The organism is Geodermatophilus sp. DF01-2, assembly GCF_004571065.1.
Taxonomy (GTDB): domain Bacteria; phylum Actinomycetota; class Actinomycetes; order Mycobacteriales; family Geodermatophilaceae; genus Geodermatophilus.
In genome coordinates, this window is record NZ_SPQN01000001.1 from 81160 (window position 1) to 97104 (window position 15945).

Consider the following 15945-nt stretch of genomic DNA (forward strand, 5'->3'; position numbering starts at 1 on the left):
GGAGTCAGCGCCCGCGGTACTGCGGCGGTCGCTTCTCCTGGAAGGCCCGGCGTCCCTCGATGCGGTCCTCGGTGTCGCGCAGCAGGCCCCAGACGTAGTTCTCCAGGTCGACCGCGGTGTTCAACGGCAGGTCGGCGCCCTGCTGCACGAGGCGCTTGACCGCCCGCACCGACAGCGGCGCGTTGGCCGCGATCCGCCCGGCGATCTCCCGGGCCCGCGGCAGGAGCCCGTCGGGGGCGCACAGCTCGCCGACCAGCCCGACCCGCCACGCCTCGGCGGCGTCGATGCGGTCACCGGTGAGCAGCATCTGCATGGCGGTGGAGGTGTTGATCATCCGGGGCAGCCGCTGGGTGCCGCCGGCGCCGGGGATGCTGCCCACGCGCACCTCGGAGAGCCCGAACGAGGCGGTCTCGGAGGCGATGCGGATGTCGCAGGCCAGGGCGAGCTCCAGCCCGCCGCCGACCGCCAGTCCGTTGATCGCGCAGATCAGCGGCTTGTCGGTCCGGAGGGTCGCCAGCAGGTGGTCCGAGGTCGCCCGGCCGAAGGTGCGCTGGGCGTAGGACTCCGGCGGCGGCGGGGTCTTCTTCAGGTCCGAGCCGACGCAGAACGCCCGGTCGCCGGCGCCGGTCAGCACCGCGACCCGGATCTCGTCGTCCTCGTGGACGCGCGTCCAGATCCGGCCGAGCTCCGCCCGCATCTCCGGATCGATGGCGTTGAGCGCCTCGGGCCGGTTCAGGACGACTTCGGCGATCCCGTCCCGCACCGTGAAGTCGATGGTCATGTGGTGGTCTGCGCCCTTCTGTGCGGCCGTGCGGCGGGGGTCCCTCAGGGGACGAGCGCGCGGATGGCCTCGAGATTGCGGTCGGTGTGCTCTGTCGTCCGCAGGATGACGTCGTCGAAGCCGAGCTCCTGCAGCCGGCCGAGCCGCTCGCGGGCCTGCCGCGGGCCGCACTCCAGCGAGAACGGCGCTCCCTCGGCCGGCGGCCTCTCCGGACCGTCGAGATCGACGGAGATGTTGGTGACCATCGCCCGGCTGCCGCCCGCGGCGCGGTAGAGCCCGATGCCCTCGGCCAACCGGCCGCCCTTGGCCGCGGAGCAGATCCAGCCGTCGAACTCCGCCGCCGCTCGACGGATCCAGCCGCTGCCGGTCCAGGCGCCGATGAGCATCCGTGGTCCCCCGGCGGTGGCCGGCCACGGGGTCAGGTCGACGCCTTCCGGCGGATCGCCGCGGAAGATGCGGCGCAGCAGGTCCACCGAGCCGGCGAAGGTGGCGAAGCGGTCCTCGTAGGAGGCACCGCAGGCCAGGAAGTCGTTGCGCGTGGAGCCGGCACCGACGCCGAGGGAGAGCCGGTCGCCGCAGATCAGGTGGGTGGTCATCACCCGGTGGGCCACCTCGACCGGCTGGCGGATGCCGAGCTGGAGGATGCAGCTGCCCAGCTCGATCCGCTCGGTCACCGTGCCGGCCACCGCCAGCGCGGTGAGCGGATCGGGGAGGACGAAGCCCCGGTTGAGCGCGTCGAACACCCACGCGCCGTCGAAGCCGGTGCGCTCGATCCGCCGGGCGCCCTCGGCCAGGCTCGTCGACGTGAGCGGCCCACCACCGGCTTCGTTCCGCGGCAGGATCATGCCGACCCGCATTCCACGTCCCCTTCTCACGATGGTCCGCCCCCTCCCTCCGGGGAAGGGCGGCGCCCGCGGAGGTCGGGCGCCGCCCGCGAGCGACGCAGGCGGCGCCCGACCGGGCCCTCCAGGCGTTGGGTCGATCCCCGGTCAGCCCTCGACGATGTCGAGCAGGGGCTGGTACCGCTCGCGGTACTCCTGGATGTTCTCGCGGACGTCGTCGGTGGTGATGGGGTTGAGGATGTAGCCGTTCTCCTCGGCGAACGTGGCGAACTCGTCGGACTGGACGATCTCCTCGGAGCAGGAGACGAGCGTGTCGAGCACGTCGTCGGGCAGACCGTTCGGCGCGATCGTGTAGTACGAGACGGGCAGCGACGCGTCTTCGTACCCGGCGTCATCGGTGGTCTGTGCGTCCGGGAACGCGTAGTAGGGCTCGTCGTAGAACACGCCGAGGACGCGCAGCTCACCGGCCTCGACCTGCGCCTGCACGCTGGGCGCGTAGCCGGCGTTGGCCTCGACCTCACCGCCGAGCAGCGCCACGAGCGCCTCGCCACCACCACCGGTGAACGGCACGCTCGTGAGCTCGATGCCGGCCGCCCGGTTCAGCTGCTGGACGTTCAGATCGGGAGTGGTGCCCGCACCGGACACGGACACGCGCAGGGAGCCCGGATTGGCCTCCGCTGCCTGGATGAACTCCTCGAGGTTCTGCCACGGCGCGTCGGCCCGGACGGTGAGGACCGTCGGCAGGTCCGCCAGCTTGATCAGCGGCTGGTAGTCCTCGGCCGAGTCGTAGGGCAGCTGCTCCCCCATGAGCAGCGGCTGCAGGCCGACGGCGCTGCTGGTCGTCAGTCCGAGGGTATAGCCGTCCGGTTCTGCCGTGACGATGGCGCCGGTGCCGATCGTGGCCGAGGCGCCCGGCCGGTTCTCGACGACCACGCCGGTGCCCAGGCACTCCTCCAGCCCCATGGCGTACTGCCGGCCGATGGGATCCGTGGAACCACCCGTGTCGTACGGGATGATGTAGGTGATCTCCCGCTCGGGGTAGCCGCTGGCGGGCTGGGCGGCGGCACCGCCGTCCGCGCCGGCGTCGTCGCCGCCCCCGCAGCCCGCGAGCAGGAGTGCTCCGGCCGCCGTCGCAGCGGTCACCAGACGGAATCGAGTCATCAGGTCTCTCCTCATCGACGTCAAGCCGGCCGTCGTACGAACGGCGTGCGTACGGATCTGTGCTGGTGCCGGGGAAGCAGTACTGACACGGGCGGCGCGACTGCGTACAGTTCCGCCATGGAGTCCGAGTGTCGAACTTTTGTCCGGCATCCGAACACTTTCCACGGTAGGCGTGCTCCACATCACATGTCAAGCGCCCGGGACGGGAGGGGCGGTGGACACCTCCCGTCGGCCCGACCGAGCACGCCGAGGAGGACCCGCGACGACACCCCGTCCCTCCTGGGTGGCCGGCCGGCCGACGGCGAGCAGAAGATGACCGGAACGGGCCGAGCACCCGGCGGTCCAGGAGGAGGACAGGCATGGCCGGATCCCCGACCGACCCGATGGAGCAGATCCGCCGGTACCTCGACGGCGCCGTCGACGTCGTCGAACCGCGGGACGCGGCGACCGTGGTGCTGCTGCGCGACGGTGCCCGAGGCCTCGAGGTCTACCTGCTGAGACGCCGGACCTCGATGGCCTTCGGGGCCGGCATGCACGTCTTCCCCGGAGGATCCGTCGACGCGCGGGACCGCGACGCATCGATAGGCTGGGTCGGCCCCGACCCCTCCGTGTGGGCTCGGCAGCTGTCCTGCGACACCGACCTGGCCAGGGCGCTCGTGTGTGCCGCCGTGCGGGAGACCTTCGAGGAATCGGGGATCCTGCTCGCCTCGCACGCCGGCGGCGCGATGGTGGGCGACACGACCGGCGACGACTGGGAGGCCGACCGGTTGGCGCTCGTCGACGGCGCGACGTCCTTCAGCGAGTTCCTCGCCCGCCGGTCCCTCGTGCTGAGGGCGGATCTGCTGCGCAGCTGGGCGCACTGGATCACACCCGAGTGGTCCAGCCGTCGTTTCGACACCCGGTTCTTCGTGGCGGCGCTGCCCGGGAAGCAGCAGACCAGGGACGTCGGCGGGGAGGCCGACCACGTCACCTGGCTCCCGGTCGCGGAGGCCCTGGCGCTGCACCGGGACGGCGCGCTGACCGTGATGACGGCCACCGCCACCACGCTGCGCGAGCTGTCCGGCTTCGCCACCGTGGCCTCGGTGCTGGCCGCCGAGCGCCGGATCCGGCCGATCATGAGACGCGCGGCCGTCGTCGACGGCGAGGTGCGCCTGGTCCACGACACCGCGGAGGATCCATTGCCCACCGCCAGCCCGCCCGAGCCGCCTGCGGCCTGAGCCCCGGCGGGCGGCCGACCCCGCCCACCGCGGGATCAGTCGCAGCGCGCCGACATCCCGCCGTCCACCACCAGCTCGGTGCCGGTGACGAAGCGGGCCTCGTCGGAGGCGAGGAAGAGCGCGGCCGCCGCGGTGTCGCGCCCGTCGCCCATGAAGCCCAGCGGGATGCGGGCCTGCCGCTGGGCGAGCAGCCTCTCGACGTCTCCGCCGGCCCGCTGGCCGGCCAGCCGGGCCTCGACCATCGGCGTGTGCATCTGCCCCGGCACCACGGTGTTCGCGCGGATCCCGTCGGGCGCGTGCTGGACGGCGACCGCGCGGGTGAACGCGATGACCCCGGCCTTCGACGCGGAGTAGCCCACCTGGGCCGCGCCGGTCCACCGGATGCCGGAGGTCGACGCGGTGTTCACGATCGCTCCCCGCCCGGCCTCGACCATCAGCGGCAGCACCGCCTTGCAGGTGAGGAAGGTGCTCGTCAGGTTGAAGTCGAGCTGCTCGTGCCAGAGCTGCTCGGTCATCTCGATCGCCCCGCCGGCCCGGGACCCGCCGACGTTGTTGAGCAGCACGTCCGGGGTGCCCAGCGTCTCGGTGCACGAGGCCACCATCGCGGCGACGGCGGCGGAGTCGGTGACGTCGCAGACGTGGGGCCGAATCTCGCCACCGCGCTCGGCGACGGCGGCCAGGGTCTCCTCGAGCGCCTGCTCGTCCAGGTCCACGGCCAGCACCCGCGCGCCCTCCGCGGCGAACAGGACGGCGGCGGCCCGGCCGTTGCCCCACCCCGGCCCGACGCTCCCGGCGCCCGTGACGATCGCGACCTTCCCCGACATCCGTCCACCCATGGCGCAGAACATACTCAACATTCTGTAGGTTCCTGGCGGAACGGTCCGGAGCGGAGGTGGCGTGGGAACGAGCCGCACCCCGCCCGCCCGGACGGCCGGAGCCCTGTGAGGACCACTGTCCGGCTGGCCCTCTTCGCGGCCGCCACCTCCGTGCTCGCCGTCGGCCTGGACCGGCTCGGGTTCCCCGCCCCACCCCTGTTCGCCGGCCTCGCCGTGGGGCTGGCCCACGCCCTGACCAGCCGGCACGAGCTCCAGGTCCCGGCGCTGGCCGCCACCGCCGGTCAAGCCGTCGTCGGCGTGCTCATGGGCGTGCTCATCCAGCCCTCGACCCTGACGACGCTGGCCGGCTACTGGCTGCCGATCACCGCGATCACCCTGGCCACGCTGCTGCTCACCGTGCTGGCCGGCCTCGCGCTGGCCCGCTTCACGCCGCTGGACCGCACCACCGCCGCGTTCGGCATGATCGCCGGCGGGGCAGCGGGGATCGTGGCGGTCAGCGACGAGCTGGGCGCCGACGGCCGGCTGGTGGCCGTGCTGCAGTACCTGCGGGTGCTCATGATCGTCGTCCTCATGCCGGTGGCCGCCGTCGTCCTGTTCGGCGGCTCGGGCCAGCAGGCCGCCCCGCCCGGCGGCGAGCGCCTCGCCTGGCCGGTCGGGGTGGCCGCCGTCCTCGGAATCGGCGTGGTCGGCGCCTGGGCCGGCCGGCTGGCACGGCTGCCGGCACCCAACCTGCTCGGGCCGCTGGTGGTGGCCGGCACGCTGGCCGCCTTCGACGTGCCGCTGGCCGCATCCGTCCCCGCGCTGCTGCCCGCGGCGGCCTTCGCCGTCATCGGTGCCCAGGTCGGCCTGCGCTTCACCCGCAGCACGCTGCGCACCATCCGGCACATCCTGCCGATCGCCACCGCGCTGATCGTGGGGCTGATCCTCGCCAGCGGCGGGCTCGGCGTCGCGCTCAGTGCCGTGGCCGGCCTCTCACCGCTGGACGGGTACCTCGCCACGACACCCGGCGGGATCTTCGTCGTGCTCGCGCTGGCCGCCGGCTCCGACGCGAACAGCACCGTCGTCCTCGCCGTCCAGGTGCTGCGGATGCTGGTCATGCTGCTGGCCGGCCCGCCCCTGGCCCGGCTGCTCCGCGAGCGCTGAGGCCGCTACCGCCCGCGGATCGCGGCCACGACCGCGTCGGTGAAGGCGACCGTGCCGGCCGCCCCGCCGACGTCGCGGGTGGCGATCCCCTCCGCGAGGACCACGTCGACCATCCGCTCCATCGTCGCCGCGGCCTCCCGGGCGGCGGGGTCGGCGTGCCGGTCGCCGAGCCAGGCCAGCAGCATCGCGGCCGACACGATCATCCCGACCGGGTTCGCGAGGTCCTGCCCGGCGATGTCCGGGGCCGAGCCGTGCGCCGCCTGCGCCATGGCGTGCCGGTCACCGGCATTGACGCTGCCCGACATGCCCAGCGCCCCGACCAGCTCACCGGCGAGGTCGGAGAGGGTGTCACCGAAGAGGTTCTCGGTGACCACGACGTCGAACTGCTCGGGATGGCGCACCAGCCGCGCGGCCATCGCGTCGAACAGCACGGTCTCCAGCCGGACCCCGGGATGCTCCGCCGCCGCGGCCTCGCACTCCTCCACCCACAGCCCGAACGCCTGACGCAGCACGTTGCCCTTGTGGACGAGGGTGACGTGCTGCCTGCGGCCCTCGGCGAGCTCGAACGCCAGCCGCACCACCCGGCGGATCGCCTCCCGGGAGAACTTGCCGACCACCAGGGCCAGGTCCGGCGTCGGCATGAACTCACCGGAGCCGACGGCCATGCTGCGGTCGGCGTAGAAGCCCTCGCTGTTCTCCCGCGCGATCAGCAGGTCCACGTCCGCCACCCGGCTGGGGACGCCGGGCCGGTTCCGGCTGGGGCGCAGGTTGGCGTAGAGCCCGAACGCGCTCCGGAGCTCCCCGCCGGGCACCCGGGCGCCGCTGGCCCGCCACCCGGCCGGGTAGGACTCGCTGTCGTGGGGCCCGGCCAGCCACCCGTCGCACCCGGTCAGCGCGGTCTTGGTGTGCTCCGGCAGGGCGGCGCCGTGCTCGGCCAGCGCCGCCGCGCCCATCGGCAGGTCCAGCCAGGTGACCGGCGGCGCCCCGGCGCGGTCCAGCGCCGCGTCCAGCACGCGCCGCGCAGCCGGGACGATCTCCGGTCCGATGCCGTCACCCAGCAGGCAGCCCAGCCGGTACGTACGGGTCATGCCGGTCCTCCGTGCTCCGCGGGCAGGTCTCGGACGTCGGGCCCGACGTAGGGCGCCACGTAGGACGGCGGGAGCGGCCCCTTGATCCGCCCGGCGCCCTCGGTCTCCTCCCAGGCATGGGCGAGAATCCCGACCGAGCGGGAGAGCACGAACAGCCCCCGGCCCAGCTCCGGCGGGAAGCCGAGCTCGCAGTAGATCGCCGCGGTGATCCCGTCGATGTTCACCGGGACCGCCGCGCCGGCCCGGTCGGCCAGCTGCCGCTCGAACTCGAGCAGGACGGCGAGATGCCCACCGCCGACGACGCCCTCGTCCACGGCGGCCGACAGCAGGGCCAGCAACGGGTCGCGCCGCGGATCACGCCGGTGGAACCGGTGCCCGAAGCCGGGTACGAACGCCCGCCGGGATCGGTGCTCGGCCAGCACGGCGGCGACGACGGCGCCGAGGTCCTCCCCGGCCGCCACCCGGTGCCGCACGCCGTCGAGCACCTGCATGCACTGCTGCCCGGCGCCGCCGTGGACGTCGCCCAGCAGGTTCACGCCGGTGGCGACGGCCGAGTTCAGTCCCACCCCGCAGGTCGCCGCCATCCGCGCGGCGGCGATCGACGGTGCCTGGGGGCCGTGGTCGGCCGCGGCGACCAGCGCCGCCTCCAGCAGCCGCGCCTGCCCCGCCCCGGGGAGCTCACCGCGCAGCAGCAGCCAGGCCGTCTCCACGAAGGAGACGCGGCCGATCAGCTGTTCCACCGGGTAGCCGCGGTAACGGATGCGGTTCGGCGCCACCTCCGACACCGCCGTCCGCCACCAGTCGCCGGCGGCCGGGTCCAGGCCCGTGGTCACAGCGCCCCCTCGCGGTAGAGCTCGTCGATGGTCTCGTCGTCGTAGCCGAGTTCGCCCAGCACGGCACGGGTGTGCTCGCCCAGCAGGGGCGGTGGCTCGGTGGGGCCGACGGCAGCGCCGTCGACGTGCACGCTGCTGCCCAGGACCCGGACGCGCTCGTCCGCGACCTCCACCTCGTGCAGCAGGTGCCGCGCGCGGATCTGCGGCAGGTCCATGGCCTCGGGCACGGTCAGCACGGCGGCGGCGGGAACGCCCGTGCCGGCCAGCGCGTCCACCCACTCGTCGACCCCGCGCTGCACCAGCGTCTCCTCCAGGGCAGCGCGCAGCTCCTCCCGGTGGCGCTTGCGGTCCTCCCGCAGGGCGAAGCGGGGGTCGGTGAGCAGCTCCTCCCGGCCGAGGACCCGCGCCAGCGCCTCGAACTGCTCCTGCTTGTTGGCCGCGATGTTGAGCAGCCCGTCGGCGGTGCGGAAGGTGCCCGAGGGCGCCGCGGTCTTGTTCTCGTTGCCCATGGGCACCGGGTGCTGGCCGGCGATCACGTAGTCCGACACCACCCAGCCCATGGCGGCCAGCGCGCTCTCGAGCATGGAGACGTCCAGGAAGCTCCCCTCACCGGTGCGCTGCGCCCGCACCAGGGCCGAGCCGACGGCGAACGCGGCCGCGAAGCCGCCGAGGGTGTCGCAGACCGGGAACCCGGTCCGCAGCGGGGCGGTCCCGGGCGTGCCGGTCGTGCTCATGACGCCCGAGAGCCCCTGCACGATCTGGTCGTAGGCCGGCAGGTCGCGCATCGGGCCGGTCTGCCCGAACCCCGAGACGGCGCAGTAGACCAGCCGGGGCTGCAGGGTGCGGAGCCGCTCCCATCCGAACCCCAGCCGCTCCATCACCCCGGGCCGGAAGTTCTCCAGCACCACGTCCGCCGAGGCGACCAGCCGGCGGAAGACCTCCTGTCCCCGGGGGTGCTTGAGGTCGATCGTCACCGACCGCTTCGCCGCGTTCTGCGCGAGGAAGGAGACCCCGAGGCCGCGGGCGGACAGCGCGGGGTCGGCACCCAGGTTGCGGGCCAGGTCGCCGCTGCCGGGCACCTCGACCTTGATCACCTCGGCCCCCATGAGGCCCAGCTGGTAGCCGGCGAAGGGGCCGGCCAGGACGTTGGTCAGGTCGAGCACCCGGATCCCGGCCAGCAGGTCGGCGGTCGTCATCCTGCCGACTCGTCCGGCAGGCGGTGGAACGCGAACTGCCCGGTGGCCACCAGGCGATCCGCCACGAACAGCCGCGATTCGGCGAAGCTGGTCCGCCGCCCGTGCCGCAGCGCGCGCGACTCGACCACGAGCACATCGCCGTCCGCGGGGGCGAGGAAGGACAGCTGCCCGTCGGCCAGCGACATCCCGTCGGCCACGACCCGACCGGCACCGAGCGCGGCCGCGCCGTACAGCGCGCCGCCCTGCACCTGCCCGCCGCGATTGGCGTGCGCCGGCCCGACCGGGATCTCGCCGCGGACGACGTCCGTCCCGGTCCCGGTCCACGTGCCGGCCAGGAGCTCGTCCACGACCGAGGTCCCGGCCGCGGCCGCCCGCCGGGCGGCCGCCACGCACGCCGCCACCGCGGCCCGCTCGGCGGTGGTCAGCTCACCCTCGGGAACCGGGGGGACCGGCACGTCGTCGGGCAGCTCCCAGGGCACCGGCCCCAGCGTCCTGCCGGGCGGGGTGGGCACGGCGACGAACCAGGCCTCCACGGCCGCCACGACGGTCCCGCGCGGATCGCGCAGCTCGCAGCGGGCGAAGCCGCGCTCCTCGTCGCGCTCGACCCGGACGGCGGTGCCCTCGGTGGTCAGCGGCCCGGCCATCACCGGCTCCAGGTGGTGCACCGCCATGGTGATCGTGCCCAGGCGGCGCTGCGGGCCGAGCACGGCCCGGATCGACGCGCTCATCGTCAGGTCGGCCACGGTGGCGACGGCGACCGGCGAGATCCGGCCGCCCGCCCCGTCCCCGGGCTCGGGCGCCAGGTGCAGGCGGGTGGCGTCCCCCGAGCGGGGCAGCCCCGTGATGCCGACGACGTTGCCGAAGAAGTGCGGGCCCACGGCCCGGGTGCGGGCCACCGACTCCATGGCACGGGCCCGGACCGCGCCCACCCGGTCGTCCGGGTCCGGTGCTCCCGACGCGCCGCCGGCCACCGACAGCGAGGCCGTCACGCCGCCGGGTCCGTCCGGAACCGGGGGGCCACCTCGCGGGCGAACAGCCGCATGCCGGTCAACGCCGTCTCCAGCGGCATCCCGGGCCAGTTCGTCCGCAGGTGCATCCGGTCGACGCCGATCTCCTGGTAACGGGCGATCTCGCGGGCGACGTCGTCCGGGTCGCCGATGATGAACCGGTCGCCGGCCAGCTCCTCGAGCGGAATCTGGAAGCTCTCGTCGCCCGGCAACGCCTTGTCCTGGCCCCAGCTGCCGTAGGCGGCGTACTTCTGCCCCAGGTACGGGAAGGCGAGCCGGACCGCTTCCTCCCGGGTCTCGGCGCAGAAGACCTCGCGGCTGATCGGGAAGGTCAGCTTCCCCTCGTGCCCGGCCTCGTGCCAGGCGTCCTCGTACAGCTGCACCTGCCGCGCGACGGTCTCGTGCGTCGCGTGCGGGTTGATGTTCCACTTCAGCCCCCACCGGGCAGCCCGCTGGACGGCTGCGTCCGCGTTGGCCGCGATCCAGATCGGCGGGTGCGGTCGCTGGACGGGGCGGAGGGTGACCGTCTGCCGGTCGAGGGAGAAGTCCAGGCCCTCGGCGGTGACCTCCTCCTGGGTCCACAGCGCGATCAGCGTCTCCACGAGCTCCCGCTGGCGGCGCACCCGGGTCTTCTGGTCGACCCCGAAGGCGGCGTACTCCTCGTCCCGGTAGCCCAGGGCCAGGCACATCCCGACCCGCCCACCGGACAGGACGTCGAGGCTCGCCCACGTCTCGGCCAGCTCGACCGGCTTCTGCAGCGGCGCGACGAGCGTGCTGAACATGTGCATCGAGCCGGTCTCGGGGATCAGCCGGGCCAGCAGCGGCACCGGCTGGAACTGCTGGAACGGTGCGGTCAGGTAGTGCTGACCCATCGTGAAGTGGTCGTAGCCGGCATCGCGGACGGCGTGCACCCAGTCCAGGAGCTCCGCGAACCGCTCCTGCATGTCCTGGTCCCGGGGCTGCTGGGCCAGGCCCAGCAGGTTGACGCCGAAGTACATCCGCGTGCTCCTTCGAGGATGGGTGCTGCCGGTGGGGTCAGATGCCCCAGGCCATGCCGCCGTCGACGCCGACGGTCTGGCCGGTGATGTAGGTGTTGGCCGGCGAGCCGAGGAGCAGCGTCACCGGGACGATCTCCTCGGGGCCCGCGAAGCGGCCGAGCGGGATGTGCGCCGCGGCGAACTCCGCGCGGGCCTCCTCGCTCGGGAAGTTCCGGTCGAGCTGGCGGCTGCGGATCCGCCCCGGTGCGACGCAGTTCACCAGGACGCCGTCGGTGGCCAGCTCCCGGCTGAGCGTCTTGCCCAGCGCGGCCAGGCCGGCCTTGCCGACGTTGGACACCGCGTGCCCGCCGCGCGGTTCGCTCGCCGAGAGGGCGCTGAGCAGGACGACCCGGCCGCCGGACGTCCTGAGCAGCGGCGCCGTCGCCCGCACCAGCCGGATCGCGCTGCGCAGGTTGACCTCCAGCCCGGCGTCCCAGACCTCGTCCGGGAGTTCGTCGACCCGGCCCTTCACCGCGCCGCCGGCCGCGGCGACCAGCGTGTCCAGCCCGCCGAGGGTCTCCCGGGCGGCGGCGGCCAGGGTCTCCCCGGCCTCCGGAGCGCCGAGGTCGGCGAGGACGCGACCGGCGACGCCGTCCGGTACCGGGTACTCGTCGGTGCGGGAGGCCGCGAGCACGCGGGCGCCCTCCGCCACGAAGCCGGCCGCGATCGCCGCGCCCAGCCCGCCGCTGGCGCCGGTGACGAGCACACGTCGGCCCTGGAGCTCGAGATCCACGGGTCTACCACCGTTCGAAGGCCGGCCGACGGCGGTCGAAGAACGCGTCGAGGGCCTCGTGGTGGTCGCGGGTCGCGAGCATCTCGAGGAACTTCTCGCGCTGCACCGCGCTCGCCTCCTCGGTGGTCAGGTCGAAGGCCCGGTTGGCGCAGGCCTTCGTGAGCTCCACGCTCAGCGGTGCCCGCGACGCGATCCGTTCGGCCAGCGCGATCGCGGCGGGGAGCAGGTCGCCGAGCTCGTGGACGGCGGTCACCAGCCCCCAGCGCTCGGCAGTGGCCGCGTCGCAGGGAGCGCCGGTCAGCAGCATCTGTTTGGCGGGGCCGAGGCCGATGGTGCGCGGCAGCCGGTACCAGCTCAGGATGAGCCCCACGTTCACGCCCGCCGCGACGAAGCTGGCGGTGGTCGCGGCCAGCCGGACGTCGCAGCCCAGGGCGAACTCCAGCCCGCCCCCGGCCACGGGACCGTTGACGGCCGCGATCACCGGCACCCGGGACTCCTCCACCCGGCGCATCGCGGCGCTCAGGCTCTCCGGATGGTTGACGTAGGCCTCGTTGTCCTCGGGGGTCTTCAGCGACTGCTGCAGGCGCAGGTCCCCTCCGGCCAGGAACGCCGTCCCGGCGCCGGTGATCACCACGCAGCGCACGTCGAGGTCGGCGTCCAGCGGTTCGAACGCCGCGAAGAAGGCTGCACCGACATCCCGCGTGAACGCGTTGCGCGGCGGGCTGTCGACGGTGAGCACGGCGACGCCCGGCGACGGTCGGTCGACACGGACCAGGGGTCGGTCGTTCACAGGTTCTCCTCCGTCGCGCGGACGCTGCCCCGGGTGAGCAGCCGGTCGATACGTGCCCGGTCGTAGCCGAGCTCGCCGAGCAGCTCGACGGTGTGCTCGCCCTGCAGCGGGGCGGGGCGGCGCAGGCTGCCCGGCGTCGCGCTGAGCTTGGCCGGGATGCCGAGGGTGTGGACACGCCCCTCGACGGGGTGGTCGAGCTCCTGCACCATGCCCCTGGCCAGCGTGTGCGGATCGGACAGCGACTCCCGGTAGTCGAGGATCGGCCCCGCCGGCACGTTGGCCGCCAGGAGCGTGTCGACCCAGTCGGCCACCGTGCGGCCGGCCAGCGCGGCCTCCAGCTCGGGCACCAGCTGGTCGAGGTTGCGCAGCCGGTCGGCGTTGGTCGCGAACCGGGGGTCGTCCTCGAGGTCGGCCCGGTCGAGCACCTCGCACAGGTTGTGCCAGAAGTGCGGCTTGTTGGCCGCGACGACCAGGTGCCCGTCGGCGGCCCGCAGCGCCTGGTACGGCGCCGAGCCCCGGTGCGCCGACCCGAGCGGGCCGGGCACCTCGCCCGTCGTCCACACCTGGGCGCTCTCCCAGACCGACATCGACATCGCCGCGTCGAACAGCGAGGTGTCGATGTACTGCCCCTCGCCGGTGCGCACCCGGGCGAGCAGTGCCGTGAGGATCGCGTTGGCCCCGATCAGGCCGGCGGCCAGGTCGGCGACCGGGAGACCGGCCTTCATCGGGGGCCCATCGGACGCTCCGGTGACGCTCATGATCCCCGACATCCCCTGGGCGATGATGTCGTAGCCCGGGCGCTGCGCGTACGGCCCGGTCTGCCCGAAGCCGGAGATGCTGGCGTAGACCAGGCGCGGGTTGACCGCGCGCAGGGCGGCGTAGTCGATGCCCAACCGGGCCATCACGCCGGGCCGGTAGTTCTCGACGAACACGTCGGCGGTGGCCACCAGGTCGACCAGCGCCCGGCGGCCGTCGTCGTCCTTGAGGTCGACGGTGAAGCTGCGTTTGTTCCGGTTCAGCGCCAGGAATGCGGCCCCGTCGTCGCCGCTCATGGCGAAACCGAACCTGCGCGACGTGCGGTCCGGGCCCTCCACCTTGATGACGTCGGCGCCCATGTCGGCGAGCGTCATCGTGCAGTACGGCCCTGCCAGGACCTGGGTCATATCCAGGACGCGGAAGCCGTCGAGCGGCCCGTCGGTCACCGGCACCGCACCTCCTTCGCTCCGTTGGTGGTGATCCGTACCATAGTCGACATCCTGTAGGAAACTTGTGAGGAGCTGCCATGGCCCGCCTGCCCGACGTCGACCCCGCCGGCGAGGTGGCCGAGCGGGTCCGTGCGCGCCGCGGCGGCTCGCTCACGCCGCTGGACCGGATGCTGCTGCACAGCGAGCCGCTCGCCGACGGCTGGAACACCCTGCTGGGCGCCGTCCGCTCGCGGTTCGAGCTGGCCGCCGACCTGCGCGAGTTGGCCATCTGCCGGATCGCCGCCCTCAACGACGCCGACTACGAGTGGCGCGCCCACGCACCGCTGCTGGTCCGTGCCGGCTTCCCGGAGGAGCGGCTGGAACTCCTGCGCGCGGACCGCGACGTCGCCGGGCTGCGCGCCGAGCACGCGACCGTCGTGGCCTACACCGACGCGGTGACCCAGGACGTCCGGGTGCCCGCCGAGCTGTTCGCCGACGTGCGGGAGCTGCTCGGCGAGCGGGGCACCGTCGAGCTCACCGCCACGATCGCCGCCTACAACATGGTGTCGCGGTTCCTCGTCGCCCTGGAGATCGGCGAGAACGAGCCCTGACCCCAGGCCCCCCGGGTGCCGACCGGCACCTGCGCACTCGCCGAACCTCGGCGGCATTCCCTCAGCTGGGCGGCGCGCCGGCGACGGCCCGCGCCATCTGCGCCGCCAGCCCGGTGTAGCGCAGCGGGTCCAGGTGTTCCTCGATCGCGTCCTCGCCGAGAACGGAGGAGACAGTGGCGTCGGCCTTGAGCGCGTCCGCGAACGGGGTTCCCGTCTCCGCGCAGCCCATCGCGATCTCGTAGACGAGGTCGTGGGCCCTGTGGCGCCCCACCACCTCGGCCAGCTTGAGCATGATCGACTCGGCCATGATCAGCCCCCCGGTGAGCCCGATGTTCTGGCGCATCCGGTCGCCGTTGACGACGAGCTGGCCCAGCACCTTGCGGCTGTCGGCGGCGATACCACCCATGAGCATGAACATCTCCGGCAGGAACTCCCACTCGGTCTGCCACAGGGCCTTGTCGCGCTCGTGCTCCTGCATCATCGCGTCGTACCCGAGCTGGGCCTGCGCCTTGAGGATCATCGCCTTGGCGACGATCGACTCGCTGATCGCGGGGTTGCGCTTCTGGGGCATGGTGCTGGAGCCGACCTTGCCCTCGGTGAAGGCCTCCTCCAGCTCGCCGAACTCGGTCTTCTGGAGCTGGTAGATCTCACGGCCGATACGGCCCAGGGTGGTGCCGGCCATCGCCAGCCAGCCGGCCATCTCGGCCACCCGGTCACGCGAGGAGTGCCAGCAGATCTCGGGCACCGCGAGCCCGAGGTCGTCGAGCGCCCTGGCCTGGACCTCCAGACCCACCTCACCCACGAACGCCATCGTCCCGACGGCGCCGTTGAGGTTGCCCACGAGGACCCGTGGCCGCAGCTCGGCGAGCCGCTGGCGATGGCGGTCCACCTCGGCGAGCCAGGTGGCGGCCTTGTAGCCGAAGGTGATCGGCAGCGCGTGCTGACCGTGGGTACGCCCGGGCATGACGGTCTCGGCGTGCTCCTCGGCGAGCCGCCGCAGCTGCTCGCGGACGGCGGCGAGATCCTCGGCGAGGATCTCGAGCGCGCGCCTCGTCCGCAGCGCCGCGCCGGTGTCGACGATGTCCTGGGTGGTCGCGCCCCAGTGCAGGTAGCCGCGGTGCTCCTCGGAGCAGAGTTCCTGGTAGCGCCGCAGGAACGGCATCAGCGTGTGCGACGTCGCCTCGATCCCCTCCCCGAGCGCCGCGAGGTCGAAGTCGTCGACGACACCTCGCTCGGTGATGTCCTCGGCGGCCTCGCGCGGCACCAGGCCGAGGTCCGCCTGGGCGCGGGCGAGCGCGCTCTCGACGTCGATCCACGACTGCACGACACCGCGCGACGAGAACACCTCACGCATCTGCGGGGTGGAGTAGCTGTTGCCGAACAGATCGGAGTCGATGACGTGGCCTGCCATGGCACTCTCCTTCTGTCGATGAACTCGTGGTAGCCGGGCACGAGGCGGTTGGCTCAGCCGTGGTCGTGCGTGTCG

General features: G+C 73.5%; 16 protein-coding genes. 3 read left to right on the forward strand and 13 right to left on the reverse strand.

The features are described from left to right. Positions 1 to 4: 4 nt before the first annotated feature. The 3 genes from E4P41_RS00365 to E4P41_RS00375 all read right to left on the reverse strand — a co-directional run bounded on the left by E4P41_RS00365 (position 5) and on the right by E4P41_RS00375 (position 2784). Entirely contained in the window at positions 5 to 781 is a 777-nt protein-coding gene (locus E4P41_RS00365; protein WP_135138898.1) for an enoyl-CoA hydratase-related protein, read from the reverse strand. 44 nt (positions 782 to 825) lie between these two features. Continuing rightward, complete coding sequence (locus E4P41_RS00370; RefSeq protein ID WP_167760849.1) at positions 826 to 1626, reverse strand: LLM class flavin-dependent oxidoreductase; 801 nt, start codon at positions 1624 to 1626, stop codon at positions 826 to 828. Positions 1627 to 1770: 144 nt separating this feature from the next. Next, the gene (locus E4P41_RS00375) at positions 1771 to 2784 is read right to left on the reverse strand and encodes a tripartite tricarboxylate transporter substrate binding protein (RefSeq protein ID WP_167760850.1); all 1014 of its coding nucleotides are present in this window, start codon (positions 2782 to 2784) and stop codon (positions 1771 to 1773) included. Between the two features lie 359 nt (positions 2785 to 3143). On the opposite strand from E4P41_RS00375, the gene E4P41_RS00380 reads away from it, so the two are divergent. Then, a complete protein-coding gene (locus E4P41_RS00380; protein ID WP_245177006.1) occupies positions 3144 to 4001 on the forward strand; it encodes an NUDIX hydrolase in 858 nt (285 codons plus the stop codon). Between the two features lie 35 nt (positions 4002 to 4036). Here E4P41_RS00380 and E4P41_RS00385 read toward each other — a convergent pair whose 3' ends face one another. Beyond that, positions 4037 to 4837 (reverse strand): SDR family NAD(P)-dependent oxidoreductase, encoded by an 801-nt coding sequence (locus E4P41_RS00385; protein WP_135138901.1) that lies wholly within the window; start codon positions 4835 to 4837, stop codon positions 4037 to 4039. Between the two features lie 105 nt (positions 4838 to 4942). On the opposite strand from E4P41_RS00385, the gene E4P41_RS00390 reads away from it, so the two are divergent. Continuing rightward, positions 4943 to 5980, forward strand: coding sequence for an AbrB family transcriptional regulator (locus E4P41_RS00390; RefSeq protein ID WP_135138902.1), 1038 nt, complete (start codon positions 4943 to 4945; stop codon positions 5978 to 5980). 5 nt (positions 5981 to 5985) lie between these two features. Here the strand turns inward: E4P41_RS00390 and E4P41_RS00395 are convergent, their stop codons facing one another. Genes E4P41_RS00395 through E4P41_RS00430 form a run of 8 tightly spaced genes read right to left on the reverse strand, consistent with a single transcriptional unit; the run spans position 5986 to position 13872 of the window. Then, complete coding sequence (locus E4P41_RS00395; protein ID WP_135138903.1) at positions 5986 to 7068, reverse strand: isocitrate/isopropylmalate family dehydrogenase; 1083 nt, start codon at positions 7066 to 7068, stop codon at positions 5986 to 5988. Further along, entirely contained in the window at positions 7065 to 7901 is an 837-nt protein-coding gene (locus tag E4P41_RS00400) for a citryl-CoA lyase (RefSeq protein ID WP_209307448.1), read from the reverse strand. Before E4P41_RS00400 ends, E4P41_RS00395 begins: the two co-directional genes overlap by 4 nt. Then, positions 7898 to 9097 carry a CoA transferase gene (locus E4P41_RS00405; protein WP_135138904.1) on the reverse strand — a complete coding sequence of 400 codons (1200 nt, stop codon included), beginning with the start codon at positions 9095 to 9097 and terminating at the stop codon, positions 7898 to 7900. Before E4P41_RS00405 ends, E4P41_RS00400 begins: the two co-directional genes overlap by 4 nt. Continuing rightward, the gene (locus E4P41_RS00410; RefSeq protein WP_135138905.1) at positions 9094 to 10086 is read right to left on the reverse strand and encodes a hypothetical protein; all 993 of its coding nucleotides are present in this window, start codon (positions 10084 to 10086) and stop codon (positions 9094 to 9096) included. Before E4P41_RS00410 ends, E4P41_RS00405 begins: the two co-directional genes overlap by 4 nt. Continuing rightward, complete coding sequence (locus tag E4P41_RS00415; protein ID WP_135138906.1) at positions 10083 to 11102, reverse strand: LLM class flavin-dependent oxidoreductase; 1020 nt, start codon at positions 11100 to 11102, stop codon at positions 10083 to 10085. The genes E4P41_RS00410 and E4P41_RS00415 overlap by 4 nt, the downstream gene beginning before the upstream one ends. A 37-nt stretch (positions 11103 to 11139) precedes the next feature. Continuing rightward, positions 11140 to 11874 (reverse strand): SDR family oxidoreductase, encoded by a 735-nt coding sequence (locus E4P41_RS00420; RefSeq protein ID WP_135138907.1) that lies wholly within the window; start codon positions 11872 to 11874, stop codon positions 11140 to 11142. Between the two features lie 4 nt (positions 11875 to 11878). Beyond that, positions 11879 to 12664, reverse strand: coding sequence for an enoyl-CoA hydratase/isomerase family protein (locus tag E4P41_RS00425; protein ID WP_135138908.1), 786 nt, complete (start codon positions 12662 to 12664; stop codon positions 11879 to 11881). Beyond that, the gene (locus E4P41_RS00430) at positions 12661 to 13872 is read right to left on the reverse strand and encodes a CoA transferase (RefSeq protein WP_209307449.1); all 1212 of its coding nucleotides are present in this window, start codon (positions 13870 to 13872) and stop codon (positions 12661 to 12663) included. The genes E4P41_RS00425 and E4P41_RS00430 overlap by 4 nt, the downstream gene beginning before the upstream one ends. Before the next feature lie 74 nt (positions 13873 to 13946). Here E4P41_RS00430 and E4P41_RS00435 point away from each other — a divergent pair, with 74 nt between their 5' ends. Then, complete coding sequence (locus E4P41_RS00435; protein WP_135138909.1) at positions 13947 to 14459, forward strand: carboxymuconolactone decarboxylase family protein; 513 nt, start codon at positions 13947 to 13949, stop codon at positions 14457 to 14459. A 61-nt stretch (positions 14460 to 14520) separates the two neighbouring features. Here the strand turns inward: E4P41_RS00435 and purB are convergent, their stop codons facing one another. Continuing rightward, positions 14521 to 15870, reverse strand: coding sequence for an adenylosuccinate lyase (gene purB, locus E4P41_RS00440; protein ID WP_135138910.1), 1350 nt, complete (start codon positions 15868 to 15870; stop codon positions 14521 to 14523). Positions 15871 to 15945 lie beyond the last annotated feature (75 nt).